The organism is Nonomuraea aurantiaca, from assembly GCF_020215705.1.
In the GTDB taxonomy this organism is placed as follows: Bacteria; Actinomycetota; Actinomycetes; order Streptosporangiales; family Streptosporangiaceae; genus Nonomuraea; species Nonomuraea aurantiaca.
This window is the reverse complement of sequence record NZ_JAIWNB010000025.1, coordinates 22,217-46,418: the sequence shown is the minus strand read 5'-3', so window position 1 is coordinate 46,418 and position 24,202 is coordinate 22,217. Positions and strand designations below refer to the sequence as shown.

29 protein-coding genes are annotated in these 24,202 nt (G+C 68.3%); 17 read left to right on the top strand and 12 right to left on the bottom strand.

Features of this window, described 5'->3' with window-relative positions:
* Positions 1 to 90 precede the first annotated feature (90 nt).
* Positions 91 to 858, top strand: coding sequence for an AfsR/SARP family transcriptional regulator (locus tag LDL49_RS42035; protein ID WP_225300332.1), 768 nt, complete (start codon positions 91 to 93; stop codon positions 856 to 858).
* Between the two features lie 53 nt (positions 859 to 911).
* Here LDL49_RS42035 and LDL49_RS42030 read toward each other — a convergent pair whose 3' ends face one another.
* Both LDL49_RS42030 and LDL49_RS42025 read right to left on the bottom strand, forming a co-directional pair.
* Complete coding sequence (locus LDL49_RS42030) at positions 912 to 1,373, bottom strand: DUF1772 domain-containing protein (RefSeq protein WP_225300330.1); 462 nt, start codon at positions 1,371 to 1,373, stop codon at positions 912 to 914.
* A gap of 37 nt (positions 1,374 to 1,410) precedes the next feature.
* Positions 1,411 to 1,767, bottom strand: a complete 357-nt coding sequence (locus LDL49_RS42025) for an antibiotic biosynthesis monooxygenase family protein (RefSeq protein WP_225300328.1) — start codon at positions 1,765 to 1,767, stop codon at positions 1,411 to 1,413.
* Between the two features lie 139 nt (positions 1,768 to 1,906).
* Here LDL49_RS42025 and LDL49_RS42020 point away from each other — a divergent pair, with 139 nt between their 5' ends.
* Positions 1,907 to 2,611: a TetR/AcrR family transcriptional regulator gene (locus tag LDL49_RS42020; protein WP_225300326.1), complete on the top strand. Its 705-nt coding sequence runs from the start codon at positions 1,907 to 1,909 to the stop codon at positions 2,609 to 2,611.
* Between the two features lie 38 nt (positions 2,612 to 2,649).
* Here LDL49_RS42020 and LDL49_RS42015 read toward each other — a convergent pair whose 3' ends face one another.
* The 3 genes from LDL49_RS42015 to LDL49_RS42005 all read right to left on the bottom strand — a co-directional run bounded on the left by LDL49_RS42015 (position 2,650) and on the right by LDL49_RS42005 (position 4,249).
* Positions 2,650 to 2,793 carry a hypothetical protein gene (locus LDL49_RS42015; RefSeq protein WP_225300324.1) on the bottom strand — a complete coding sequence of 48 codons (144 nt, stop codon included), beginning with the start codon at positions 2,791 to 2,793 and terminating at the stop codon, positions 2,650 to 2,652.
* Positions 2,790 to 3,053, bottom strand: coding sequence for a protein kinase family protein (locus tag LDL49_RS42010; RefSeq protein WP_225300322.1), 264 nt, complete (start codon positions 3,051 to 3,053; stop codon positions 2,790 to 2,792). The genes LDL49_RS42015 and LDL49_RS42010 overlap by 4 nt, the downstream gene beginning before the upstream one ends.
* Positions 3,054 to 3,337: 284 nt before the next feature.
* Entirely contained in the window at positions 3,338 to 4,249 is a 912-nt protein-coding gene (locus tag LDL49_RS42005; RefSeq protein WP_225300320.1) for a LysR family transcriptional regulator, read from the bottom strand.
* 119 nt (positions 4,250 to 4,368) lie between these two features.
* Here LDL49_RS42005 and LDL49_RS42000 point away from each other — a divergent pair, with 119 nt between their 5' ends.
* The 3 genes from LDL49_RS42000 to LDL49_RS41990 all read left to right on the top strand — a co-directional run bounded on the left by LDL49_RS42000 (position 4,369) and on the right by LDL49_RS41990 (position 6,528).
* Positions 4,369 to 5,016, top strand: coding sequence for a dihydrofolate reductase family protein (locus LDL49_RS42000; RefSeq protein WP_225300318.1), 648 nt, complete (start codon positions 4,369 to 4,371; stop codon positions 5,014 to 5,016).
* Entirely contained in the window at positions 5,013 to 5,576 is a 564-nt protein-coding gene (locus tag LDL49_RS41995) for a cysteine dioxygenase family protein (RefSeq protein WP_225300316.1), read from the top strand. The genes LDL49_RS42000 and LDL49_RS41995 overlap by 4 nt, the downstream gene beginning before the upstream one ends.
* Before the next feature lie 295 nt (positions 5,577 to 5,871).
* Positions 5,872 to 6,528, top strand: coding sequence for a transposase (locus LDL49_RS41990; RefSeq protein ID WP_225300314.1), 657 nt, complete (start codon positions 5,872 to 5,874; stop codon positions 6,526 to 6,528).
* Positions 6,529 to 6,543: 15 nt separating this feature from the next.
* Here the strand turns inward: LDL49_RS41990 and LDL49_RS41985 are convergent, their stop codons facing one another.
* Positions 6,544 to 7,047 carry a MerR family transcriptional regulator gene (locus LDL49_RS41985; protein ID WP_225300312.1) on the bottom strand — a complete coding sequence of 168 codons (504 nt, stop codon included), beginning with the start codon at positions 7,045 to 7,047 and terminating at the stop codon, positions 6,544 to 6,546.
* Between the two features lie 109 nt (positions 7,048 to 7,156).
* On the opposite strand from LDL49_RS41985, the gene LDL49_RS41980 reads away from it, so the two are divergent.
* From LDL49_RS41980 to LDL49_RS41970, 3 genes are all read left to right on the top strand, one after another.
* The gene (locus LDL49_RS41980; RefSeq protein WP_225300310.1) at positions 7,157 to 7,984 is read left to right on the top strand and encodes an oxidoreductase; all 828 of its coding nucleotides are present in this window, start codon (positions 7,157 to 7,159) and stop codon (positions 7,982 to 7,984) included.
* Between the two features lie 256 nt (positions 7,985 to 8,240).
* The gene (locus LDL49_RS41975; RefSeq protein WP_225300309.1) at positions 8,241 to 8,876 is read left to right on the top strand and encodes a dihydrofolate reductase family protein; all 636 of its coding nucleotides are present in this window, start codon (positions 8,241 to 8,243) and stop codon (positions 8,874 to 8,876) included.
* Between the two features lie 202 nt (positions 8,877 to 9,078).
* Positions 9,079 to 9,810 (top strand): hypothetical protein, encoded by a 732-nt coding sequence (locus tag LDL49_RS41970; RefSeq protein WP_225300308.1) that lies wholly within the window; start codon positions 9,079 to 9,081, stop codon positions 9,808 to 9,810.
* Positions 9,811 to 10,479: 669 nt separating this feature from the next.
* Here the strand turns inward: LDL49_RS41970 and LDL49_RS41965 are convergent.
* Complete coding sequence (locus tag LDL49_RS41965; RefSeq protein ID WP_225300306.1) at positions 10,480 to 11,193, bottom strand: hypothetical protein; 714 nt, start codon at positions 11,191 to 11,193, stop codon at positions 10,480 to 10,482.
* 166 nt (positions 11,194 to 11,359) lie between these two features.
* Between LDL49_RS41965 and LDL49_RS41960 the strand changes: the two genes are divergently transcribed.
* The 3 genes from LDL49_RS41960 to LDL49_RS41950 all read left to right on the top strand — a co-directional run bounded on the left by LDL49_RS41960 (position 11,360) and on the right by LDL49_RS41950 (position 15,537).
* Complete coding sequence (locus LDL49_RS41960; protein ID WP_225300304.1) at positions 11,360 to 13,345, top strand: histidine kinase; 1,986 nt, start codon at positions 11,360 to 11,362, stop codon at positions 13,343 to 13,345.
* Positions 13,342 to 13,980: a response regulator gene (locus LDL49_RS41955; protein WP_225300302.1), complete on the top strand. Its 639-nt coding sequence runs from the start codon at positions 13,342 to 13,344 to the stop codon at positions 13,978 to 13,980. Before LDL49_RS41960 ends, LDL49_RS41955 begins: the two co-directional genes overlap by 4 nt.
* Positions 13,981 to 14,511: 531 nt before the next feature.
* Positions 14,512 to 15,537 (top strand): hypothetical protein, encoded by a 1,026-nt coding sequence (locus LDL49_RS41950; protein ID WP_225300300.1) that lies wholly within the window; start codon positions 14,512 to 14,514, stop codon positions 15,535 to 15,537.
* A gap of 112 nt (positions 15,538 to 15,649) precedes the next feature.
* Here LDL49_RS41950 and LDL49_RS41945 read toward each other — a convergent pair whose 3' ends face one another.
* Positions 15,650 to 15,913: a hypothetical protein gene (locus LDL49_RS41945; RefSeq protein ID WP_225300297.1), complete on the bottom strand. Its 264-nt coding sequence runs from the start codon at positions 15,911 to 15,913 to the stop codon at positions 15,650 to 15,652.
* 599 nt (positions 15,914 to 16,512) lie between these two features.
* Here LDL49_RS41945 and LDL49_RS41940 point away from each other — a divergent pair.
* Both LDL49_RS41940 and LDL49_RS41935 read left to right on the top strand, forming a co-directional pair.
* Positions 16,513 to 16,704 (top strand): hypothetical protein, encoded by a 192-nt coding sequence (locus tag LDL49_RS41940; protein ID WP_225300296.1) that lies wholly within the window; start codon positions 16,513 to 16,515, stop codon positions 16,702 to 16,704.
* A complete protein-coding gene (locus LDL49_RS41935) occupies positions 16,701 to 17,633 on the top strand; it encodes a pyridoxamine 5'-phosphate oxidase family protein (RefSeq protein ID WP_225300294.1) in 933 nt (310 codons plus the stop codon). The genes LDL49_RS41940 and LDL49_RS41935 overlap by 4 nt, the downstream gene beginning before the upstream one ends.
* 123 nt (positions 17,634 to 17,756) lie before the next feature.
* On the opposite strand, the gene LDL49_RS41930 is transcribed toward LDL49_RS41935, so the two are convergent.
* Together LDL49_RS41930 and LDL49_RS41925 are read right to left on the bottom strand one after the other, a co-directional pair.
* Positions 17,757 to 18,920 (bottom strand): CU044_5270 family protein, encoded by a 1,164-nt coding sequence (locus LDL49_RS41930; RefSeq protein ID WP_225300292.1) that lies wholly within the window; start codon positions 18,918 to 18,920, stop codon positions 17,757 to 17,759.
* The gene (locus LDL49_RS41925; protein ID WP_225300290.1) at positions 18,917 to 19,471 is read right to left on the bottom strand and encodes an RNA polymerase sigma factor; all 555 of its coding nucleotides are present in this window, start codon (positions 19,469 to 19,471) and stop codon (positions 18,917 to 18,919) included. The genes LDL49_RS41930 and LDL49_RS41925 overlap by 4 nt, the downstream gene beginning before the upstream one ends.
* 569 nt (positions 19,472 to 20,040) lie before the next feature.
* Here LDL49_RS41925 and LDL49_RS41920 point away from each other — a divergent pair.
* From LDL49_RS41920 to LDL49_RS41905, 4 genes are all read left to right on the top strand, one after another.
* Complete coding sequence (locus tag LDL49_RS41920) at positions 20,041 to 20,382, top strand: PadR family transcriptional regulator (RefSeq protein WP_225300288.1); 342 nt, start codon at positions 20,041 to 20,043, stop codon at positions 20,380 to 20,382.
* The gene (locus LDL49_RS41915; protein ID WP_225300286.1) at positions 20,379 to 21,245 is read left to right on the top strand and encodes a hypothetical protein; all 867 of its coding nucleotides are present in this window, start codon (positions 20,379 to 20,381) and stop codon (positions 21,243 to 21,245) included. The genes LDL49_RS41920 and LDL49_RS41915 overlap by 4 nt, the downstream gene beginning before the upstream one ends.
* 54 nt (positions 21,246 to 21,299) lie before the next feature.
* Positions 21,300 to 21,968, top strand: coding sequence for an LmeA family phospholipid-binding protein (locus LDL49_RS41910; protein WP_225300285.1), 669 nt, complete (start codon positions 21,300 to 21,302; stop codon positions 21,966 to 21,968).
* Between the two features lie 372 nt (positions 21,969 to 22,340).
* The gene (locus LDL49_RS41905) at positions 22,341 to 22,772 is read left to right on the top strand and encodes a DUF3592 domain-containing protein (protein WP_225300283.1); all 432 of its coding nucleotides are present in this window, start codon (positions 22,341 to 22,343) and stop codon (positions 22,770 to 22,772) included.
* Between the two features lie 174 nt (positions 22,773 to 22,946).
* On the opposite strand, the gene LDL49_RS41900 is transcribed toward LDL49_RS41905, so the two are convergent.
* Together LDL49_RS41900 and LDL49_RS41895 are read right to left on the bottom strand one after the other, a co-directional pair.
* On the bottom strand, positions 22,947 to 23,540 hold the full coding sequence (locus LDL49_RS41900; RefSeq protein ID WP_225300280.1) for a class I SAM-dependent methyltransferase: 594 nt from the start codon (positions 23,538 to 23,540) through the stop codon (positions 22,947 to 22,949).
* Entirely contained in the window at positions 23,506 to 23,994 is a 489-nt protein-coding gene (locus LDL49_RS41895; RefSeq protein WP_225300278.1) for a hypothetical protein, read from the bottom strand. The genes LDL49_RS41900 and LDL49_RS41895 overlap by 35 nt, the downstream gene beginning before the upstream one ends.
* Between the last annotated feature and the right edge of the window lie 208 nt (positions 23,995 to 24,202).

Here is a 24,202-nt window from a genome sequence, read left to right as displayed (position 1 = left end):
AAGTCCCGCGCAAGCCCGGCGTGGCAGTCTAGATCGCAATTCATCCCGTCCGGTAGTACGGATCCGGCCTGTCCGGTTCAGGAGGTGATCGTGCCCTTGACATTCCGCGGCGCCCGGCTCAGTCTGCTCGGCCCGCTGCAGGTCGTACGCGGCGACGGAGTGGTCCCCATCACCGCACCCAAGCATCGCGCCGTCCTCGCCATCCTGGCGATCAACGCGGGCCGTCCGGTCTCGGCGGACCGGATCATCGAGGAGCTCTGGCAGGGCTCCGAGCCCAAGTTCGCCCGTAAGACGCTGCAGGGGTACGTCTGGCGGTTGCGCCGGGTGCTGGGCGAGGACCTACGTACCCGAGGGCAGTTCTACGAGCTGGGCGGCGCCGCGCTGGAGACCGACGCGGCCCGCTTCCAGGGACTGCTCGCCGAAGCGCAGCAGGCCGTTCGAGCACGTCAGCTGGAGCCGGCCCGCGGGCTGCTGGGCGCGGCGCTGGATCTCTGGCGCGGACCCGCGCTGGCCGACGTACCCGCCAGCCCGATGATCCAGGCGCACGCCGACCGGCTGGAGGAGGCGCGACTCCTGGCCGTCGAGGTCAGGCTGAAGGCCGACGTCGAACTCGGACACCAGGCGACGGTGATCCCCGAACTGCGCGAGCTCACCGCCACCCACCCGCTGCACGAACCGCTGCACGCGCTGCTCATGCTGGCCCTGTACCGGTCGGGACGGCAGGCCGAAGCCCTGTCGGTGTACACCGGGTTGCGCGCGGCACTGATCTCCGAACAGGGACTGGAGCCGGGGACGACCATCCGAGAACTCCACCAGCGAATCCTCACAACCGACCCCGCCCTCGATCCCGCGGCCTAGGCGACGCTTCACCGGATACGAACAGGCACGGCCCGCGAGCGGACCCCGGCGGGTCAGCTCGCCGTACCGTACGCGACGGCGAGTACCGCGAACAGGAACGCGGCGGTCGCCGTGGTCGATCGAAGCACGTCGATCCGCGCCCAGCGGTGGACCACGGCCTTCCAGTCGGCCGGTGGAGCATCCACCCGCCAGTCGTTGACCTTGATGTTGATCGGCACCGTACCCAGGAACGACAACAGCAGGAACGCCACCATCGCGATCAGGGTCGCCCACCGCAGGGCCAGACCGGGACCGGTGACGGTGGCCAGCCCGACCAGGGCGAGCGCCGCTGCCGGGAGCATCACGATCGGCACCACCACCCGCAGGCGGCGTATGAGGGCTTGCCGCGCAAGCAGATGCGCACGGTCGTCCAGGCTGGACAGTACGGGATGGACTCCGTAGCGGACGATCAGCTCCTCGCCCGCGAGAACGCCGAGCAGGAACAGGCCGACGTACTGCACCACGTCACCGCTCATGCCGCACCGTCCTCCGCGAACACCGCGCCCGACGGCGTCATGAGTGCGCATCCGAAGAGGCCGTCGGATCCGGCGTCACATGCACGACCGAATACAGCGTCGGATGCGCGGACACCGCGCCCCAGCCGCCGTCCACCTGCCCGGCGTCGTCGCGCCGGCCGGGGCCGGAGAAGTACTTGTCGAATGCGGCCTGCCAGTCCTCGACGCTGTCCCACCGGGCGACGTTGACCACGGGATATGGGGCGTCGGGGTCAAGGGACCGGTGCAGGCGGGTGCCGCGGAAGCCTGGGGCGTTCTTCGCCGCGGCGATGCCGGCCTCCCATTGACCGATGAAGTCGTCGACCATCGCGGCGGGCATCGAGAAGAGGTTGATCAGGACGAGAGGTTCACTCACGAGACAACTCCGAAAGTCTTCGGCGGCAATATCTACTGACACTGAAAGATTACGGCCACTGAACTTATCGCCGCAAGGGCGCCGCCGGCACTACTTTCGGCGACTGGAAGATTGCAGTCGCAGTAACTAAAGTTCAGGCATGAGCTCGACCACCGTGGACTGGCAGGCGCCCGACAGGTCCGGCGTGGTGGAGGGGCTGCGGGAGCGCAAGAAGCGGCTCATGCGCCAGCAGTTGACCGACACCGCCACCGCGATGTTCCTGGAGCGCGGATTCGACGCGGTGCGCGTCGCCGAGATCGCCGCGGCGTGCGGGGTGTCCGAGAAGACCGTCTTCAACTACTTCCCCAGCAAGGAGGCGTTGATCCTCGACCTTCCGGAAGCGACGATGGCCGCGCTGCGCACCGGGCTGGCACGAGCCGACCGAACCCCCACCGACGCGGTGCTGGACATCCTGGCCGGCGAACTGGACGCCCTGGTGTCCTGGTTGGGCGGACAACCAGACCTGGCTCAGGCCAGCGCGAGAATCCAGGACTTCAACGCGCTGATCCTTTCCACGCCTTCACTGCGCGCGTACCACCGGGACATGACCGAGCAACTCGTCACGGTCGCGGCCGAGGCGCTCGCCACCCGAACCGGGCGCGGCAGTGACGATCCGCTGTGCCAGATCGCGGCCACCGCCCTGCTCGGGCTCTGGCGGGTCCAGTTCAGCGCGCTGCGCCGGAGCCTCGACGGCGAACGCACGCCCGAACAGGTCCGCCACGCCGTCATCGCCGACGTGCACAGCGCGGCCCGGCTCATCAACACCGGACTGGCAGGACTAGGCAACGCGACAAATCCCCCATGACGCAGCGCGGCCCCGCTGTTCGTTCCAGGGCGCGTCGGTCAGCAGACCTTGATCGATATGGTCCTGGAACGACGCGTGCCCGGCCTGAGCAGCCAGAAGGTGGCCGTATGGGTGCCGGGTTCGGAGAAACCCACCCGGGTGACGACCTCGAATGGCCCCTTGGGGCTGTAGCTGGTGGTCACGCCGCTCTCACGGCCGTCGAGCACCCAGCGGTGCCCGTGGCGACGCAGAACGGCTCGACCCGCCGGGCGGCGGCCACCTCCTTGGCGAACCGCTCGAGCACCTGGTCGGAGACCGCGTCATGCAGCACCTTGACCGCCACGTACCGCCCGTCCCTGGCCTGGCCCAGGTAAACGACGCCCTGCCCGCCGACTCCCAGTCGGCCAATCACCCGGTATTGGCCGATTTCGGGTGGATCATCCGGATGAAGAGGCTCCGGCATGATCCAGGACCTTATTACAGGCTTTGTCAGACCGACGGTCGTTCAGAGGGTGTCTTCGATCCCTTTCCGTCGCAGTATGTGATCTTGAGCGGGTGTCCAGCGAGCCGAACACCGGGGAAAGCGTGACGAGCAGGGCGCCGTCGTTGGACCATGGGTGGGGATACTCCTGACGATCACCGCTGGGCGATGATCTGTAACGGTGGGACTGCTGAATGAAGGACGCTCAGGAGCAACGGCCGGAAGATCCGGATTGGCGCGATCGGGCCGCTCAGCGGCGTGATCGTTCAGCCGGGGAACGGGATCAGGCGGCCAGGTGGGCTCTGGTTTGACCGGGCGGAGTCCTGGAGGGCCTGGATCAGGGCGACGGTGGCGGGCGGATCGGGTGGGTCGCCATAGGTGACGGCGTAGAGGCGGCGGGTGAAGCCCGTCAGTTCGGTGGCGTGGACGTCGGGTCGGCGGTGTGCCTGGAGCGCGAGTCCCGGCAGGGTGGTGACGCCTTTGCCGGCGGCGACGAGGGCCTGGACGACGACCATGTCGTCGCTGAGTGAGGCGATGCGGGGGGTGAAGCCTTCCCGGCGGCACACGTTGATCAGTTCGTTCTGGCATCGTTCACAGCCGCCGATCCAGGAGGAGTGGCGGTGGTTGGCGAGGCTGTCGTCGGGTTGGCGGCTGATGAGGTAGATCGGGTCGTCGCCGACGTGGACGAGGCGGAAGCCCTCGTCCTCCTCCTCGACGGGGGCGTTGGCGTACCGGAATATGAGAGCGACGTCGATCTCGCCCTGGCGCAGCATTTGCAGGGCTTCGACCGGGTGGCGGTCGATGAGGATCAGCTCGAGTCCCGGGTACGCCTGCTCCAAGGCCACGGCCGCCTTCGGCACGATCGTGCTCAGCGGTGAGGCGTTAGCGGCCAGGCGCACCCGTCCCGCCCGCAGACCGGCCTGTGCCGCCAGTTCGTTGGTCGCGGCGTCGACGCGGCCGAGGATCTCGGTGGCGCGGCCGGCCAGCAGGCGGCCTTCTGGAGTCAGGCGGATGCCGCGGCCGACGCGCTGGATGAGCCTGACGCCGGTGGCGGCTTCCAAGCGTGCCAGGTGGTGACTCACCGACGATTGCGAGTAGTGCAGTTCCTTGGCCGCCTCGGTCACGGACCCGAGTTTCGCCACCGCGGTCAGAACCCTGAGATGGACCAGGCTGAGCATGTATCGATTATATCGATGGAAGTCCCGAAAAATTGCCATTAGACGTCATCTGTTTGTCGCGCCATGCTCATGGGTGAAGGCGCTGAACACACGCGCCGAGCCGACTGAGGAGCAGGTCAATGAGCAAGCTCAGGTGTCACATCTCGATCTCGCTGGACGGATACGTCGCCGGTCCCGATCAGAGCGTGGAGAACCCGCTCGGCGTGGGCGGCGAAGGGCTGCACGACTGGGTGGCCGCGCTGGCCGCCTTCCGCGAGGCCCACGGCGGGCAGGGCGGCGAGGTGAACGCCAGCACGCCGGTGTTCCAGGAGGCGATCCACAACATCGGCGCCGCGGTGATGGGCAGAGGCATGTTCGGCCCCATCGGCGGCGGTCCCTGGGGCGACGGGCAGTGGAAGGGCTGGTGGGGTGACAACCCGCCGTACCACTACGACGTGTTCGTCCTCACCCACCACCCGCGTGAGCCGGTGGAGATGGCGGGCGGCACCACGTACCACTTCGTCACCGACGGCATCGAGTCGGCGCTGGAGCAGGCGAAGAAGGCCGCCGACGGCAAGGACGTCATGCTGTGGGGCGGCGGCCAGGTCATCCAGCAGTACCTGGCGGCGGGGCTGCTGGACGTGCTCGAACTGCACGTCGTCCCGATCCTGCTCGGCGGCGGCTCCCGCCCCCTGGACGACCTCGGGGGCGCGGACGTACGGCTTGAGCAGGTACGTGCCGTCGAGGCGCCCGGCGTCACCCACCTGAAGTACCGGATCTCGTCATGACCGGCGACGACCGCCTGCGGGCCTTCATCGACGACGTCGCCCTCGTGGTCAAGAGCACCGACGACGAGCACGAGATCACGGCATGGGTCGGCGAACTGCTGTCGGCGCTCCTGGCCGAGGGATACCGGCTCCCGCCTGAGGTCACCCGGGCATCCTCCTCGCGTCACCTCACGTACCCGATGTACATCGCTCCCGACGACAGTTGGTCGATGGCGTCCGTAGTCTGGGACGTGGGGCAGCGGACCAACGTGCACTCACATGAGACGTGGGGCGTCGTCGGCATCTACGCCGGAGTCGAACACGAGATCCGCTACCTCAAGCCCGCCGCGTCCGCCCCGAGCGTGCCACTGACGCCGATCGGTGACGCGCGGTGGGTGCCGGGGCAGGTGACCGTCTGCTGCACCACCGATGACGACGTCCACGCCGTCGCGGCCGTCGGCACCGAGCCCACCATCGGGATCCACGTGTACGGCGGCAACATCGGCGCGACCAAGCGGCGGGAGTACGATCCCGCCACCGGCGAGGTCCGCTGGTTCGTCTCCGGCTGGGACAAGCCTTAGAGCCTGCTGACGAAGGGATTTGGTGCTGGGCGCGGGTCAGAAGATCGTCGAGGTGTGGTCATCGTTGGGCTGTCGCCCGGTGAACGGGAGCGGGCTCCCGGTAGCTGAGGTGGTGTCTAAGCAGCTCAGCGGCCAGGAGCCCGTGCTTGTCTGTCTACACACCTGCGGCCGTGAACACCAGCGGTTGCGCCTCACCGGGGTGCGCATGTCGGGGTCGCAAACCGGCATACCCTTCCGATCTGGCCGATGCTGAGTGGTCGGTGTGGAGGGTGAGGCGCGGGCGGTGATGGCCGAGTTGGTCGCGGTCGCGGGCCGGCCGATGGTGCATGACCTGCGCGCGGTGCTGGACGCGATCGGTTATGTGACCCGGTACGGGATCGAGTGGCGGGCCCTGCCGATCGACTACCCACCCCATGAGGCGGTGTATGCGTTCTTCGTGCACTGGTCGCGGCGTGGTCTGCCGGAACGACTGGCCGGGAGGTTGCGCGGCCGACTGCGCATCCTGGCCGGACGGGCAGAGCTTCCGACCGCCGGCTGTATGGACTCCCAGACGATGTGGGTGGTGGAGCGGACGTTTGCCTGGCTGGTCCGCTACCGCCGCCTGACGCGCATCTATGAACGTAAGCCCGCCCATCATGAGGCCCTGATCTGGTGGGCCACCGTGCACCAGATGACCCGCCGCTTGACCCGCGAGCTGGCAGCCCAGCCACCCTCACGCCGCTGGAGCGACCCGCCACCGCTGCCGGTCCTGTCCAGCCCCGATCGGCGCGGCAAGGTCCTGCAACTCCTGACCGCTCAGCCCTGGAAAGCATGGAAAGCAAGCGAGCTGGCCGCCATCCTCGGCATCGAGAATGTCAACAGCTTCCGCGTCCAGCTGTCCCAATGGTCTCACCAGGGCTACATCAACAAGATCGGACCAGCCCTCTACGGCCCCATGCCGACGAGCACTTAAGCTTTCTTCAGCGGGTTATTGCCTTTGCTCCCGCCGGGTCGGCAGGCAGTCGGTGATTGCGATCTCAGCTGCTGCGCAAGGCGCATCACTCATGGTTCGGTCACGGTCCGTTCCGGCGTCTCGATGGGATGGATTCCAGAGCTCGTCGGATTGGCCTCGGGCGACATGCTCCGCGTAAACCCTGACCTTGTATCTGATCACGTCCAAGCATTCCTGAAGCTCACGCATCTGCGCCTCGATCTGCTTCTCATGATCGTGCAGCAACGCCAGGCGCTCGTGTGCGTTGCCAGGTCCCTGCCGGGTCAGCTCGACGTACCGCCGGATAGCCGCCAGTGACATCCCCGAGGAGCGCAGTTTGGTGCAGCTTGCCAGCCACTCGAGGTCTTCCTCGTGGTAGATCCGTTGCCCGTTGTGCGTGCGGCGTACGGGGTTGGCGAACAGCCCTTCCTTTTCGTAGAAGCGCAGCGTGTGGACGCTCAGCCCACTGCGCTTGGACACCTCACCGATGCTCAAATCCACGAACGACTCCCCGTCACGCTGCCGCCGACACTGCTTGACCTAGAGGCGACTCTAGCTAATAGCTTCCAGACGTAGAGCTCGTAGCCGATCAAACTGATGGGGAAAGATCATGGGTGTTTGGTTTGTCACCGGAGCGTCGCGGGGTCTGGGCGCGGAAATCGTGCGCGAAGCACTGTCTCGGGGGCATGGTGTCATTGCCACGGCTCGAGATGCGGAGGCGGTGCTCAAGGCGTACCCGGAGAAGCCTGCCGGACTGCTGGCGGTGACTGCGGATGTCACTTCTCAGGAGCAACTGCAAGCCGCAGTTGAAGCGGGACTGGCTGAGTTCGGCCGGATCGACGTTGTGGTCAACAACGCCGGGTATGGGCTGGTGGGCGCGGTTGAGGAGGTGCCCGACAAGGCGGTACGCGACCTGTTCGACGTCAACGTCTTCGGCGTGCTGAACACGTTGCGCGCGACGCTACCCACACTGCGTGCCCAGAGATCAGGGTGCGTCCTGAACATCGGTTCGGTGGCCGGGTTCGCGACGATTCCGGGCACAGGCCTGTACGGCGCGACGAAGTTCGCCCTCGAGGGCATTTCCGAAGCGCTGCATGGCGAACTGGCGCCCCTCGGTGTGCGGGTCATCATTGTCGAGCCGGGCGGCTTTCGCACAGATTTCCTCGATGGCGCAAGCCTTCAAGTCCAGCCCGCATCCATTTCGGACTATGACGCCGGTACGGGCCCGACCCGCGGGGCCCTGGCCGCCAACAACGGCCGCCAACCAGGCGATCCGACGAAGGCCGCCACCGCGATCGTAGACGTCGCGGAGGCTGGCGAGCCCCCGCTGCGCCTGCAACTCGGCGCAGACGCAATCGAACGGGTGGAGGCCAAGCTTGACCTCGTCCGCCGTGAGCTGGACCAATGGCGACTCATCGCCCTCTCGACCAGCTTCTGAACGCCCTTTCACCATGGAGCCGACACATGCTCTCTGGGGCGCTCAGCCGCGGCAGAACGCCGCAGAGAGCGGCGTCACAGGCAAGGGCTCCTGTCTGCGGGCCTATCACTTGAAGATGGCCTTGACCAAGGCATCCCTGGTCTCGGACTCAGCGGCCAAATCCTTTGTCAGCAGGCTCTTAGTGGCTCAGCCCGGAAGTCTCTCGGGGGTTGACGGACTGAGCTGTCCATTTATGAAACCCGAAGGAGTACCAACCATGTCCCGCGTACGAGTACAGAATTTCGCGATCTCGCTCGACGGATTCGGCACCGGCGAAGGCCAGGACCGCGACGCGCATTTCGGGCACGCCGGCGACCGGCTCCACCAGTGGATGTTCGCGACCAACTGGTGGCAGCCCGGCGGCAGCACCGGAATCGACGACGCCTTCGTCCGCCAGCACGACGACGCGAAAATCGGCGCCGAGATCATGGGCGCAGGAAAGTTCGGACACCCCGGGTGGCACGAGGACCCGGAGTGGAAGGGCGCCTGGGGCCCCAACCCGCCGTTCCACACGCCGGTCTTCATCCTCACGCATCACACGCGCCCGTCGATCACGATGGAAGGCGGCACAACCTACCACTTCATCAACGCCTCACCTGCTGAGGCGTTGGAGGCGGCTCGCAAGGCCGCCGGCGACGGAGATGTCCGCATCGGCGGCGGTGCGACGGTCATTCGCGAGTTCCTTGCCGCCGGCCTCATCGACCACATGCACGTCGTGATAGTCCCGATCCTGCTCGGCCGTGGAGTGCGGCTCTGGGACGGGCTCGAAGGTATCGAGAAGGCTTATCGGATCGAGAGCGTCTCTTCGCCCAGTGGCGTCACGCACGTGACGTTCAACCGTGCGGGTGTCTAGACTGCCACGGTCCGACTGCGGCCGCGGCGCACGGACCTTCACCGGTGTTGACCGAGCTCCCGGTCACATCGGCTGGCCGCAGCTCCCCTGGCGTCGTTCCCTCTGGGCGGCGCGACACGGCGATACGAAGATGCCCGGGACTTCCCCGGCCCAGGGCATCTTTAATGCGTCAGGCGTACCTCACGTTGATGGAGAACCCGTCATGACCTCTGCCGTCCCTCGCGCCTTCCACTGCGAGCTCACCCGCGCCAAGAGCAGGGTGTACGCCCTCGTCGAGCGCTCCGGCCAGCCCGCGACCCTGCATGCCGTACTGACCTGCACCGATCCCGCCCTCGCTCAGCACACCGCCTACCTTCTCTCCTCGGTGCTGGAGAACGGCCTGGGCCCCGCCGCCCGCGCTGAGTCGGAGCGGATCGCAGCGGCTCTGCCCGACGCGCCCGCCGCCTCCTTCCGCCGTACGCTGGCCGATGTCGTGAACGGGACCTGGGCCGACGCCCCCGAGCTGGCCGCCACGTGGGAGTCCCTGCGGCGGGGCCGGGGCGACTCGGCCGGCCTCGGTGGCGACCTTGAGAGCCGCACGCCGGGCGACGCCCGCCTCGACGCCTTCCCGGGGCCGGTCGTACGCACGATCAGCCTGCTAGAGGTGCACGTCCACGACCCGGCTCGCCTTCTCGCGGCGGCCACCGCGACGGGCTGGAGGCCGTTCGACGCCGAGGACCTCGACGAGGACGACAGCCAGGACGTCGTCGGAGCCGTCATGCACTTCGTCAACGGCCCGGAGTTCCTGCCCGGCGCCGACCAGCTGACGGACGTGGTGCAGGCGCGGCTGCTGTGCGTCGACAGGGGTGATGAGGTGAGCGACTGGAGCACCGCGCCCGTAACGGCGAGGTTCGACACGGGAACAAGGTCCGACCCCGACGGCCGGGCCGACTGATCGCTACCTCACAGGCACGTCGGCGCGGCCGAGCACGAGATCGCCTCGGCTGCGCCGGGATGTTCACACGCCTAACTTGTTCTTCATCGTCCGGTTTGTTGGAGTGCTGCGAGGGTGCGGCCGCGTTTGACGGTCTTGCCGACGTCGTAGCGGGGCGCGGGCCGGCGGTTGGGATGCCGGGTGGGCGCCCCGGGCCGAGTCTGGAGGGTTTGGGTGCGCTGGCCGGTTGGGCGAGGAGCGGGCGGAGGTTCCGAAACCCACGCCGGACGCGGGCAGGTGTGAGCTGGCCGCGCGGGACGGGTCTCTCCCAGGGGTGGCGCAGGTCCTCGATCAGGTGGCGGCCGAGGCGTAGCTGAGTGTGGGCAATGACGAGCAGCCAGCTCCAGCGGTCGGCTGCCTGGGTGGCGCGAAGCTTGGGCCGGGTCCAGCCGAGGGTTTGCTTCCAGAATCGGTAGGTGTGTTCCAGGTCGAATCTGCGCAGGAACGCCTGCCAGCATCGATCCACATTCGTGCTGGTGGCTCCGGTCTTGGAGGACCAGAGCCAGACTGGCGGAGCGTCACGGTCGCCGGGCAGGTGCTCAACCTTCAGCCGCATGAGGGTGCCCCCGAGGATGGGCAGCTCGCCTTCGTGGTCGAGCCAGGCGATCAAGAGCGGGCGTGACGAGCGGATCATCGGACGCTGCCGTCCTCGCGCCTGTCCTGTGGGCGGATGGACCCACCCGGGTGGCGGGCGAAGGCGAACGCCGCGGCCGCGAAGCCCATCGCGGTCAGCCCCCAGGCCAGCCCGTCGAGCGCGGCGTTCGGCACGACGGCGGCGAACACGGCGTGCAAGGGCTGGGAGACGATCAAGGCCATCCCGGCCCAGGCGGGAACGATTCCGCCTCGCCACAGCGCGGCCCCGAGCAGAACCACGCCGAGGATGTGGCCGAGGACGAACAGCATGGTGGCCGCCGAGACGGCGGGCAGACCTTGCACGTCGTCGAGGAGCCGTGCGGCCGAACCGAGGTCGAGACCATCGCGGACCGCCGACAGCGCGACGTGGTCGCTGACCCCTACGGCGTACAGCGAGGAGAAGCCGGCGACGGTCAGCACCATCCCGGCCGTCCCCAGCCGGGGGGCGTGCCGGACCGCGAGCAGGCCGATCGCGATCGTCCCCGGCACCAGCGTCAGGGTGGCGGCGAAGGCGAGCCACAGCACCATGTTCTGAGCGTCCTGGTGGGCGGCGACCTTGCCGACGAGCCCGGCTGAGTCGTCGGTCGTAGAGTACGGCAGGATGGCCCGCAGGATCGCGACGGCCAGCGGGCCGACCGGGATGAGCAGCGCGAGCGCGGCACGCAGGGGCGGGACGGCCTCGCGCGTGGTCGTGGGCATGGCGGTGGTCATGCGAAAGCCTCCGAGATCGTAGGGGTGGAGGTCAGATGCCAGAAGCGTCCGCCTTCGCCGTTCCCAGGCGCATGGGCCAGGGCCGCCGAGAGGCCCGAAGGATTTCCCGGCCGTCCCAGGAGCGCACACCCACGACAGACGGGCCTGGGCACCTCATCATGTGCTCATGACACCGGGTGATTCCGCCACCTCGTCGGCGCAGGCACGGTGGCCGGTCCTACTGGCCGCCGGGCTCTTCGGCATCGCCGTTGCCGAAGTCGCCGTCGCCGTGATCGGCAGTGCGGTGGCCGGGATGACCTGGAACGAGGCGTGGGACCACTTCGTCGTGACCAACGCGGCGATGGGCCTGTCGTTTCCGATCGGCGGTGTCCTGGTGGCCTGGCACCGGCCTCGCAACCCGGTCGGCTGGCTGTTGCTGGCCGCCGGGATCGGGCACGCGACGACGGCCGCGATCGTCCCTTTGGCCGAGGCCGGTGTCCGCGACGGTTGGCCCGGCGGACTGATTCGCACGCTCGTCACCGTCGCGTCGTGGGCGTGGCCGTGGTCGATCGGGTTGTGCCTGCCGCTGATCCTGCAGCTCTTCCCCGATGGCCGTCCCGTCTTTCGGCGGCTGATGTGGGCCACCGTGGTGACCTCACCGCTGTTCGCGCTGGAGATGGGCACCAGCCCGGATCCCGTCGTCGCCGGAATTTCCGGTTACCTGATCATCCACGCCGACCTTGACCCGCTGTGGACGGCAGTGGAGGTGCGCGGCCTGGCCGCCATAGCGGTAGGCCTGGTGGCGCTGGTGGTGCGCTACCAGCGCGGAGACGAGCGGCGGCGCCGTCAGCTGCTGTGGCTGATGCAGGCGGTGCTGCTCGTCCTGATCGTGCTGGTGCCGTGGGGGGTTCTGCAGAACGCGCCGGTCTACGTCCTGCTCGCGATCCCGCTCATTCCCGCCGCGATGACCGTGGCGATCCTGCGCCACCAGCTGCTCGACATCCGGCTGGTGCTCTCGAGAACAGTGCTGTACGCGCTGCTCACGGCCGTCGTCGTCGCCTCGTACGTCGGCCTGGTGGCTCTGCTCGACAACGTGATGCGGCGTGAGGCCGGGCTGGGCAGCTCGGCGGCGGTCACCGTGCTGATCGCCGTGGGGTTCAACCCGGTGCGCGTACGCCTCCAGCGCATCGTGGACCGGATCGTGTATGGGGACCGCGCCGATCCCGTACGGGCGGTGTCACGGGTCGGGGCGCGGCTGGACACCGGTCTTCCCGGAGTGCTGGAGGCCGTACGGGAGGCGCTGCGCCTGCCGTTCGCCGCCCTCCGCACCGATGACACCGAGGTGGCGGCCTGCGGCGCACCGCCTGAACTGCTGCACACGATCCCGCTCACCTACGGCGGGGTACGGGTGGGTGAGGTGGTCATCGGCCTGCGTGCCGGTGAGAAACGCCTCGGCGGCCCGGACCGGGCGGTCCTGGAGCTGCTGGCGGCGCCGCTGTCGGTGGCGGTGCACGCGGTCGCCCTCTCCGAGCAGCTGCAGCGTTCCCGCGAGGCACTGGTGGTGGCCCGCGAGGAGGAACGGCGGCGCCTGCGCCGCGATCTGCACGACGGCCTGGGCCCGGTGCTGACCGGCGTGACGTTCAAGGCCGATGCCGCAGGCAACCTCCTGGCCACCGACCCCGGCAACGCCCGGGCGCTCCTGACCGAACTTCGCACCGAAACCGCTCAGGCCATTGACGACATCCGGCGGCTCGTCTACGACCTCCGGCCGCCGGCCCTGGACGACCTCGGCCTGGCCGGCGCGATCCGGCAACGCGCCGCCCAGCTCGAACGCCCCGGTTTGACGGTACGCGTCGAGGCCGCCGGCCTTCCCGCCCTGCCCGCGGCTGTGGAGGCGGCTGCGTACCGGATCGCGGTGGAGGCCCTCACCAACGCGGTCCGGCACTCCAGCGCCGGCCGAGTGCGTATCCGGATCCACGCTGACGGACACCCGGCCGCCCACCACCTGCGCGTTGAGGTGGCCGACGACGGAGGTGGATCCGGCGCGTGGCGGCCGGGAGTCGGCATGCGATCGATGCGCGAGCGCGCCGCCGAACTGGGCGGCACCTGCATCGCGGGCCCCGAGCCCACCGGCGGCCGGGTGACGGCCACGCTACCCTTGGCGGCAACATGATCAGAATTGTGCTGGCCGACGACCACCCAGTGGTGCGGAGCGGCCTGCGCGCGCTACTGGACTCCATCAGCGGCCTGACCGTCGTGGCGGAGGCGGCCGACGGCCACGCCGCCGTACGCGAGGCAGTGACGCACAAGCCCGACGTCCTGGTCATGGACATCCAGATGCCGCGTCTGGACGGCATCGAGGCCACCCGCCGAATCACCCACGCGGCGCCCGAGGTCGCGGTGCTCATGCTCACCATGTACGAGGACGACGACTCGGTGTTCTCCGCGATGCGTGCCGGTGCCCGCGGCTATCTGCTCAAGGGCGCCCAGCAGGACGAGATCGCCCGCGCCATCCACGCCGTCGCCGCCGGCCAGGCCATCTTCGGCCCCGGCGTGGCCCGCCGGGTACTGGGCTTCTTCGCCGCCCCGCCAGCCGTCCAGGACCCCTTTCCCGAGCTCACCGGCCGCGAGCGGGAGATCCTCGATCTCATCGCCGCCGGCCGTCCCAATGGCGAGATCGCCCGCCACCTGGTCATCGCTCCGAAAACGGTCGCCAACCACATCTCCAGCATCTTCACCAAGCTCCAGGTGGCCGACCGCGCCGAAGCCATCATCCGCGCCCGCGACGCCGGCCTCGGCCGCCCCTGACGGACGTCTTCTCCCGAACGTGCTTTTCAGCTGGCCGCCCCATCGCCCACCCCGAAGACAAGATCGAATACACCCGCCCCGAGCGTACAGAGGCCAGCACACCGGCGCCCGCGACGGCGGTCACTCCCAGCCACGTCACCGTCCACCGCACCCGGCGGCCACCGCGCAAGCCAGTTCCCATGCACCCACCCCTGCGGCACTGTAGGCAGGAACGTGCGATTACGTACAGAGTTCGAGCAGATACCATCCGCTATATCCGCCGATCACACTGATCCTCTTCGCGGACTTCGCCGAACTGCTCGTCCAGGCGCGCACGCAACCGCTCCAGCTCGGAGCCGGGTGGACGTTCGTCACGCTCAGGTAGGCCAGGCGAAGGAAGCCAAGACGGGGCACGAACCAAGAGGAGCATGACTGCGCGAATGACGTTGCCGCCGAGCCCTAGCAGCTTAATAAGGGTCATGACCGAAAGCACAGAAGAGGCTATTCTTTCTTCTCAGAGAGCATTCCGGACCTGGCCGAAATCTGGAGCCCATGATGCGATTCCTCGCCTTCGTCCTGCTGCTGTTACCGCTGCTCCCGGCCCCCGTCCTTGCCACCGACCTCCCCGGCGGCAAGGCCAACTACGTCGTCACCCTGGGTCGGCTGCGCGCCGACGTCCGGGACAACTGGGTGCGTCTGGGCACGTACCAGTTCGCGACCGACGGCACCATCACGGCGCGCACGTACCTGTGGTGGCAGACCGCGCCCGCCGCCCGCGAGGGCACTGGCACCACACCCGACCTCGACAGCTGCTCGACCGTCAGCGGCGCGGTCGGCCACCCCCGTGCCCGCCACTGCGAGGTGCTGACGGCGGGCGGGTTCATGGACTCCCCGCCCGAATCGCGCACCGGGACCTTCAACGTCGCCGGCGACGTCCTGAACATCACGTGGAACTTCGCCCAGGCCTGGTCCGAACAGTGGTACCTACGACCCAACAGCGACGGCACGCTCGTCCGGCTGGAAAGCAAGTACAACACCTTCGCCACCCACGCCTACGGCTACGGCAGCAACGCGGCACTGTCCACGCGCCGGGCGATGAGCACCGTGCAAGCCTTCCCCGGGACGCTCAAGCAGGATCTCGCGTCCTGGACGAAGGAGAACGTCACCACCTCGACCGGGCAGGTGTTCACCAACACGGCCTATCACACATGCACAACGACGACCTGGTGCCTCACCTACGCCCAGCCATCGTCGGCGAGCGCGTGCCAGGCCAGCGGCGGCTGCCCCAACTACGGCGGCGGCACGCCCACCAATGACAGCTCGATCCAGTACTACCTGGCCAAGGTCTCCAGCAACGACCGGCGCGACACGCTCTGGCACTGGTGCACGTGCCTGGCCAGGGAGCACGGCGAGTTCTGCTACACCGGCAACTCCCACGTCAAACCGCTGCTGCAGATCCTCGACGACGACGGCGGCTTCCACGGCTGGGTGGGCGCCGAAGCGTCCTTCTACCCTTTGGGCAGCGATCCGCGCTACTCCGACATGCTGGGCGTCTTCCGCCTCACCGACACCCGGTAGCTGGGCCCTGCGGCACTGTAGGCGGTGGCGGCGATTACGTACAGAGGGCGTATGCCCGCTATGGCCAACTGCAGGGCCGATCCTCGCTCTCCCGGCCTGGACGAGAGCCCGCCTACACCCCGTCACGCAGCGCTCGGATCGCGGCGAGCACCTCAGCCCGGTTACCGGCCGCCTTCATCCACCCGGGCAGCCGCTCCAGCAACGTCTGCGACCCCGCCGGCCTGGGCCGCTCCCGCTGCAACGAAGCCACATACCCCTCCAGCAACTCCAAATGCGACACGTTGTACGCCCACAACACCCGCCCGCAGCAAGCCCGCCGCAACCACAACGGCAACCCGAAGTAGGGGTCCTCCGGCCCGCCGAACGTCGGCACCACAAGCGCACCCCGACCGCTGAAGTACGCATCCCCAGCACCACTACTCCACCGCCGCGACACCCACTCGGCAACGTGCCCACACCCGAGACAGGTCAGCCGATGCGGCGCCGTCAACCAACCCACCGCGTACGCATGGCCCTCACGGTGATCAGGATGCACGGCCACCAACGCACGCCCATCACACCGCGGACACCGAACCAGAATCTCCCTGGCGAAATGCCACAGACGCACACCGGGATCCCGAAACCGACCCGCACCGGCTCCCTCGACTTCCACAGCACACATCCTGCCCCGCTCCGGCCCGGCTTTGAGTTTGCCGGCCAGCCCCGCTAGGTTCCTCGGCGGAACGATATTCCGGAGGGAGTCCGGCGGTGTGCGGCGGTGCCAATGGCCGGCGTCCGACAGGCCGACGAGCGATCGTCGCCCTGCGACGCCCACCGGCTCTCGTCGCGGCCCGTTCTCGGAGATCCCTGCCCGGCGGTCGCGCCGACCACCCCGTACGCGACGCCGCTGCTCATTCAGCCGTGCCAGACGATCCCGATCATCCGCGCCGTCGCCACCCGGGAACAGCTCACACCCCCCCACCACGGAGAGACCAGTTGCCCAGCGCCGATAACACCCCGTCGGTCGCGGTCGACCGTCCCTACACCCACGAGATGGTCATCGTCCATCGGGTGTTCCGCCGGGAGGCCGCCCTCATGCCGCGGCTTGTCCACGCCGTGCCGACAGGCGGCTCCGCGCCCATGCCCACGCCCATGCGCCACCGCTTCCTGTTAGGAACTGCCCTGTGACCACGAAACCGATCGACCTCGAGGTCGGCGCCATCATCGATGCCTACCGGACCTGCGAGTTCGTCACTCTCGGGGCTGACGGCACTCCGCTGACCTGGCCCACTGCGGCTTGGCGCCGGGCAGATGGCACGCTGCTCGTCACCACCAGCCTGGCCTTCGCGCAGAAGGCGCTCAACGTCCGCCGGGACGGACGCGTCGCACTGCTCTTCTCCGACCCCACCGGCAGCGGCCGCATCGACACGCCACAGGTCTTCATCAGCGGGACCGCTACCTGCCCCGATGAGATCCGCACCGGGCCGGACGAAGCGGAAGATTACTGGCGCATGCTCTTCGAACGGCAGCCACACAGCCGAAACTACCTCCGCGCCCCCGGCCGGTGGCTCATGGACTGGTACTACCTGCGGCTCTTCATCACCGTGACGCCCACCCAGGTCGAGGTGCGGCCACCGCTCGCCCAGTTGACCGCCGCCGAACAGCCCGCACCCGCGACCAACCTGCCCGGCGCTGACCTGATCGCCCGCTTCCCGAGCGCGGTCCTCGGCGCCCGGGACGCCTCCGGAGCCCCGCTGCTGGTACGCACCCGGCCACGGGCCACCACCGACGGCTTCACCATCGCGATGGACGCCACCGACGGCATCGTGCCGGGCCAGGCCAGCCTGCTCGTGCACCGGCACGATGACCAGCTCAACGCCATGCACAACGCACTGATCCGCGGCGGACTTCGCACCGACGATGACGGTGACGGCTGGACGCTGGTTCCACGGAAAGTGGTCGAGCCGACCGGATCCGGCCGCATCAGCGACGCGTTCCGCACCCTGCGCGCCGCCCGCCGTTCCACGGCCCGCTACCTGAAGCGCCGCGGCCTGGCCCATCCTCGGGTTCAGTGGGACCAGTTCCAGGCACTCACCACACCCAAAAACGACGCATAACGCCAGCTTGGGGTCGGAGGAGCGCAAGCCGCCAGCCCTGGCAAGCGTCGGCGGCGGTGATCACTAAGAACACGATGCGCCGCCGACCCTCTGCCGACCCTCACACGCGGATTGGTGAGCCGCTCAGTTCCGATGCGTGGGCAGTTCTGGACGTTCGTCGGTCCAGCCGATCGCACGGAACGAGGTGGAGAGACGCAGCTCCGCCTGCCGCCCGTTCGCGAGCTTGGTGGTGTTCGTCCTCACCTCGGCGAGAAGCAGGCCGGTGCCGGGATCGACCACGAGCTGAACCTGGGTGAACAGGTTCGGCTCTATCTCCTCCTGATAGCTGAGCGTCTGCCCGCGCCGGCCCAGCGGATCGGTCATCTCCCCCTCGGCCCGTATGCCGGGCAGAGACGCAAGGATCCGATACGCGGATGCCCGAACCTCGGGCGAGGCCGGCAGGCCACTGATAATGCCCACACAGTCCCGCAGAAGGATGTACGCCCTCGCCTCCTCCACGTCCATACCGGATCCGGCCAGCTCCAGCCGGCCGATGCGCTCTTCCAGGTAGCTCCGGAGCTTGTCGGGCTCGCTCGGAATCGCGCGCACCTCCTTCCAGGACATGTCCTCCCCTGCCAGGTCACCGGCCGAGCCCTTCCACTTGCCGTAAAGCCGTTCGGCGGTTCGCTCGCCTGCCGCCGCCTCCAGCGGCCTGGATGGGACGGAGAACAGGTTCTCCGTCTTCATGTTCTTGGGGTACCGCCAGCTGGTGGGCGCCCCCGCGGCCCGCCAGGCGGCCTCGTCCAGCGGGGTCGCGGGCTTGATGCCGAGATCCTGCCGGATGCGCCAGTACTGCAGATCCGGCCGCTTCGCCAGCCAGGTCTCAAGGGACCGGCTGCCCTCGAGCACATAGCTGCGGGTGGGGTCGGTCAACATCCACTGGTTGACGGTCGCGGTGCGCCAGTAGTCGCCGCTCGCAGGGGCCTTCGCCACGGCGACGGCAGCAGCGAGCAGGATCTGCCGGGCGGTCGGTTCGGCCGTCGCGGATACCGACGTGCTGGGCTGAGGCGCGACAGAGATCGTACGGTCAGACAGCATCACTGGAGCGATGACCGCTACCGCGGCGGCGACCGCGGCCAGGCCGAGCAGGGCACGACCAGGGGAGGGCAGGAGCCGTCGCCGGGCCGGAACGCGTTCCAGCGAGACGATCTCCGCCAGCAGCGCGTCCGCCCCCGCGGTGGACGCCCGGCCGGCCAAGTCCTCATCCAGCACTCGCGCCCGGTCCTTGAAGATCTGGTCGTTGTTCACCCTGACTCCTTCTCGATGAGCGGCCGTGACGCGAAACCGGCGGCCGATGGGCGGCGGGTCTTCTCCAGGGCCTTGGCGAAGCGCTTGCGGGCCCGGTGCAGGCGGATACGGGCGGCGTTGCGGGAGCAGTCCAGCACTGTGGCGATCTCGCCGGGATCGAGCCCCTCCCAGAGAGTCAGGGCCAGCAGTTCACGATCGCTGTCGGCGAGCAGGTCCATGGCTTCATCCACGCCGTGTTGCTCACTGTGGTGGGAGGGAGCGGCGTAGAGGTGTTCGATCTCGTCGGTGAGTTCGGCGTGCCGGGTGAGCCTGCGCCGCTCGCTACGGTGGTGGTTGGCCAGGACCCGCCGGGCCACGCCGTACAGCCAGAGCTTGCCGGCCTCGCCGTCCGGGAGCTCGGTCATCCGCCGCCAGGCGATCACATAGGTCTCGGCCACAACATCGGCGGCGTCCTCGGGAGAGGAACACCGCCGCACGGCGTAGCCGAGGATCTGCTCATAGGTTCGCCGGTACACCGCCTCAAACCGGGACCGATCATCTTGTTCACTCACGCGTCATCCTCGTAAGACCTTCCGAACGCTGCGGGCTTTCAACTCCTACGTGTCCGCGGCCGACCGCAGAATTTCAGGCCAGGCAGGAACGACTGAACCGATTGGAGCGGCCCCACGACCCACGGCATGCGAAAACCCGGGCAAGGTGGTCTCTGCACCACCTCCGCCACAGTGCGTTGCAGCATCTCGCGCACGCCGGCCGCATCGCGCCCGAATTACAGCCAAGAGCCACCACCAGCACCTGGCCAGCCTCGGCCGCTACGTCCGCCTGGGCGAGAAGACCTACGCCCGCATCACCGCCGAAGCCGATCCCACCCACCGCCGCCGGACTCGCTGATCTTCAGGGGTACTGGGTAGGGAGGCCTCCCACACCCGCAGCACCTCATCATCACCAGGATCAGGCTCGACGTGGTATCCCGCTTTGAGCAGGTCTGCCTCGTGGCGCGCGAGCTACGGCTTTGCGCGTGCTGGCCGGCGGGATGGAGGCGTCAGTACGCCGCTTCGCCGAGGACATCGGAATCGACTTCTAGATCCTTCCAATATGCCGACTATCGGTATATAAAGATCATGTGTCCAAGTTACGCCCTTTGCAGGAGCCTTCGTTCCTCATACTCACCGCGCTGGCCACCGAGCCCCAGCACGGCTACGGCATCATCACCGATGTGGAGCGCATCTCCGAGAGTGAGGTCCGGTTGCGGGCCGGGACTCTGTACGCCGCCCTGGACCGGCTCCAGTCCGAAGGCCTGATCGCGGAGGACCGGGAGGAGATCGTCGGCGGGCGGTTGCGGCGCTACTACCGGCTCACCGACGAGGGCGGCGCCCGTCTGGCCGCCGAAGTCGAACGGCTGCGGCGCAACGCCAGGACCGCCGCCGCCCGGCTGCACACGCGCCCCGCCGGAGGTGTCGCGTGAGCAACCTCGAACGGCGTTACCGCAGTCTTCTCCGCTGGTACCCGCGCGAGCACCGCGAGCGGCACGAGGAGGAGATGCTCAATGTGTTGATGGAGTCGGCACGTCCAGGGCAGAGTCGTCCGGAGCCGCGTGACACCCTCGACCTCGTCAAGGGGGCCGCCGCGATCCGCGCGCGCTGGGCGTTCGGGCCGGAGTCCATGGCGCAGTGGCGGGATGCGATGCGTGTCGTGGCGGTGGTCGGTCCCATAGTGTTGCTCATCTACCAGATTCAGTTGCACATCAGCGGTGAGGTGCTTCTGATGGGCATCCTGATCGTCTTCCTGGCCTGGACCAATCGCCGCTGGCCTGCTGCGGCGGTCGCGTGGATCTGGACACTCCTGTTCAGCGCGGGCATGTCCGCCGCGGCGATGTTGTCGGCCACAGGCTTCTCCTTGGATATGGGGGTGGCCCTCGGCGGGATCGTTGGCTCTTTCGCGCTTGTGGCGGCGGTGCTGACGGGGGTGGCGCAGCCGCGTCAAGGGCTGTCGCTGGTGGGGCGCGGGCGGATCCTAGCGTGGTCCGGGGCGGCTCTGGCGGTGGTCGTCGTGACATGGCAGCTGGAGGCTGCCCTGCGGGAGGTCGGAGTGCCGCCCGAACTGCTCCTGCTCGGGCTGTGTGCGGTGGTCTGCGGAGTGGCCGCACAGTCTCCGGTAGGGCGCAGGAGCGTGGTGGTGCTCTCGCCGGTCATGCTGGCGATGTTCCCCCAGCTCATGATGGTTGGGTTGTGGGGGGTCGCGCTGTTGGGGCTGGGGTCGGCCGGCTTTCTGGTCGCCGCCTTCCGTTCTAGGACGCCGGCGTTAAGCGGGTCATCGACGGATGAGTGATGTTGGAACGGCAGCCAAGACCTTCCGCGGCCGCCGACGCATGCCGAGTCCCCCATGCGCAAGGTGATCGTTTTCCTGATCGCGCTCGTCGTCTTCCTCATCATCGACCGAGTCGCCGTAACGAACGTCGAGCGCGACCTGGCGAACAGAATCGCCGCCACTGCCGGCCTTTCCGGCACGCCGACTGTGTCAATCGAGGGCATCCCGTTTCTCACGCAGGCCGTCTCGGGGCGCTATCCAGAGGTGCGGTTCAATCTCGGCACTTTCAGCTACGGCGGCGTGCCGGTCAGGAACCTGCGGGGCGCCGCGTACGACGTGACAGCGCCCCTGACCGATGTCCTGCAGAACCAAGCCCGTGTCCAGGCAGGTCGCGTGAGCATCAGCGGCACCCTCACCAGGGCGACGATCGACGAATACGCGCCGAGTGGCGTGAAGATCGGCGGCAACGGGCGACGGCTCACGGCCTCGGGGGAGGTAACGATCGGCGCGGACAAGGTGAAGTTCAACGCCGAGATGCGCGTCGAGGTCGCCGACGGGAGGATCAAGCTCCAGGCCGACAAGATCCAGGGCGTGCCCGTGCCTGACCAGATCGCACAGCTGATCTCCTACCCGATCCCGTTCAAGGGGGATCTGCCCTTCGACGTGAAGCTGACCAGGGTCAAAAGTGTGCCGGAAGGACTGGAGTTTTCCGCCGAGGCCTTTGACGTGCCGATTCGTGGATGAGATGACACCATTTCGCCCTGTCGTCCGTGAAGAGGGCGGGCACAGCAGGCGCCGAGGCTGAGCTCCACTACTTCCTCGAAGCCGTCCGGGCCCAGGTGTCGTGCCGCAGGTCAGCGCCTGCCCCTTCCGACAACTTCATCTGGAAGGGACACCAACTGTTGCGCAGGTTAGGCTCGCGACCACCTCTGGCCGGTTCGGCGGCACGGAATCCTGCGCAAGGCAGCCAACACATGACCGTGCTGGGCGCCGACCTTGTCAGTGCGGGTGACCGCACCACCTAGAGCCACCGCTACGCGTTCCTCATCGGCTGACGGCGGGAACCTACGGTCCTCTAGGACGTTCTACGATGCAGGCGACCCAAGGAGATCCACGTTGGAAGATCTGTTCCCGTACTTCCCGCTGCTGTTCGTGGCGTTTGGGGCATTGATCATTCTAAAGTCGATCAAGGGAATCATCGACGGCAAGCAGTTCGCCCGACAGGCGCAGCGGGTGCCAGGCGTGGTCAGCGACGTCCGGACCACGTTCGTGGGGCAGGGGGACAGCTTAAGGGCGACACATTGGCCGGTTCTGACCTTCACGACCGTGGAGGGGCGGGAAATCACCACCGAGGCAGCGACCACCTCCGGACTTGGCATCGGCCACGAGACCGAAGTGCTCTACGACCCGCAGGACCCGACCAGCGCCATGCCCGCGGACGACGTCGGCGTCGGCTACAGCGGAATCGTCATCGGACTCATCGCGGTCGCCATTGGCCTGGCCTTCTTCTCTGTCTTCTCCGGTTCCTCTGGATTCTTCGGCCTCTGAGAGGGCGACCGAAAGGCCCAGTGCGAGGCTCGGCAGCGCCAGCGCGGCGACCGCGACGCCGAGGGGTTGGGCGGTCGGCGGATGCCCATGGCCAGGCCGCGTTCGGCGGCGGCGAACCAGCCCATGATCACCGCCCAGCAGATCATCGCGCCGCCACACGGCGGGCTGATCCCCCTACGGTCGGATCTCGTAGACGAGGTTGAACGGGGTCTCCGGGGCCCTTCGGAACCGGGTGAAGCCCGCCTCGCGACTCAGCTCGCGGATCCTCGCCTCGCCCGCCTGCGCGCCCAGCGCGTAGCCGCCCGGCTGGGACAGCGCGTTGGGCACGCAGAGGAACGTGGACCCGCTGTAGTACAGCCGCCCCACGGGGGTGAAGTTCTCCTCCACCGCGTCGGCGGCGTACGGCTCGACCAGCAGCCACGCGCCCTCCGGAGCCAGCGCTCCCCGCACCCGCCGGGCGACCCCCAGCGGGTTGCCCATGTCGTGCAGGCAGTCGAACATCGTCACCAGGTCGTAGTCGGTGCCGGTGAAGGTGTGCGCGGTGGCCACCTCGAAGTCGACCCGGTCGGCCACCCCGGCCTCGGCGGCATGCTCGCGGGCCAGCTCGATGGACTCGGCGTGGTAGTCCGAGCCGACGACCGTGGTACGCGGGTACGACTGCGCGAGGAGGATCGAGGACGAGCCGAGGCCGCAGCCGACGTCCGCGACCACGGTCCCCGCCTCCAGCTTCTCCTCAATCCCATCGAGTGCCGGGATCCAGCTCGACACCAGCGCGGTCAACGTAGGCCGGCCGATAGAACGCGTCGCACCCGACGAAGACGTCCTCCACGTGCTCGTGCCAGCCAAAGCCGGCGCCCGTGCGGAACACCTCGGTGATGCGCGGCTCGGCGCGCAGCATGCCCAGCGCGATGAGGTACGCCGCCGGTATGTTCGGACCGGCCGGGTCGGCCAGGCAGTACGCCTGCTCCTTCGAGAGCGAGGACCGGCCCGTCGCCGCGTCGTAGCCGACGTACCCGCCGGCGGCCTGCCCACGCAGCCATTCGGTGAGGTAGCGCGGATGGCACCTGGTGCGCTCGGCGAACTCCTCGGGAGTCGCGGGCACCTCGGCGAGGGCGCGATACAGGCCGAGCCGGTGACCGATCACGACGGAGCCCGCCGCCTCGGTCGCCCCCAGGTCGCTCACGGCCCTGCCCAGGAACTCCGTCACCTTGTTTTGGTCCATCTGTGGTCTCCTCCCCGCAAGAGGACCCGACAGGGGTGAGTCTGCCCTGCTCACAGGCTTGTTATCCGTGCGGGGCGGCTGGCAGCCCAGGAGGTTCGGGCGGGCTCCCGCCGGGAGCACACACGGTCCATCTGGACGTGGCTGAGGTCGTGCGCCCGGAGCTCGCCGCCAGCTGACTCATTCGAAGCTGGACCAGTTGCCTGTCCAA

Bases quoted from the DNA above. Each gene is read 5' to 3' on its own strand.
- LDL49_RS42030 (WP_225300330.1), bottom strand. From the start codon at position 1,373: ATGAGCGGTGACGTGGTGCAGTACGTCGGCCTGTTCCTGCTCGGCGTT.
- LDL49_RS42020 (WP_225300326.1), top strand. From the start codon at position 1,907: ATGAGCTCGACCACCGTGGACTGGCAGGCGCCCGACAGGTCCGGCGTG.
- LDL49_RS42010 (WP_225300322.1), bottom strand. From the start codon at position 3,053: ATGCCGGAGCCTCTTCATCCGGATGATCCACCCGAAATCGGCCAATAC.
- LDL49_RS42005 (WP_225300320.1), bottom strand. From the start codon at position 4,249: ATGCTCAGCCTGGTCCATCTCAGGGTTCTGACCGCGGTGGCGAAACTC.
- LDL49_RS42000 (WP_225300318.1), top strand. From the start codon at position 4,369: ATGAGCAAGCTCAGGTGTCACATCTCGATCTCGCTGGACGGATACGTC.
- LDL49_RS41995 (WP_225300316.1), top strand. From the start codon at position 5,013: ATGACCGGCGACGACCGCCTGCGGGCCTTCATCGACGACGTCGCCCTC.
- LDL49_RS41980 (WP_225300310.1), top strand. From the start codon at position 7,157: ATGGGTGTTTGGTTTGTCACCGGAGCGTCGCGGGGTCTGGGCGCGGAA.
- LDL49_RS41975 (WP_225300309.1), top strand. From the start codon at position 8,241: ATGTCCCGCGTACGAGTACAGAATTTCGCGATCTCGCTCGACGGATTC.
- LDL49_RS41970 (WP_225300308.1), top strand. From the start codon at position 9,079: ATGACCTCTGCCGTCCCTCGCGCCTTCCACTGCGAGCTCACCCGCGCC.
- LDL49_RS41965 (WP_225300306.1), bottom strand. From the start codon at position 11,193: ATGACCACCGCCATGCCCACGACCACGCGCGAGGCCGTCCCGCCCCTG.
- LDL49_RS41960 (WP_225300304.1), top strand. From the start codon at position 11,360: ATGACACCGGGTGATTCCGCCACCTCGTCGGCGCAGGCACGGTGGCCG.
- LDL49_RS41955 (WP_225300302.1), top strand. From the start codon at position 13,342: ATGATCAGAATTGTGCTGGCCGACGACCACCCAGTGGTGCGGAGCGGC.
- LDL49_RS41950 (WP_225300300.1), top strand. From the start codon at position 14,512: ATGATGCGATTCCTCGCCTTCGTCCTGCTGCTGTTACCGCTGCTCCCG.
- LDL49_RS41910 (WP_225300285.1), top strand. From the start codon at position 21,300: ATGCGCAAGGTGATCGTTTTCCTGATCGCGCTCGTCGTCTTCCTCATC.
- LDL49_RS41895 (WP_225300278.1), bottom strand. From the start codon at position 23,994: ATGGACCAAAACAAGGTGACGGAGTTCCTGGGCAGGGCCGTGAGCGAC.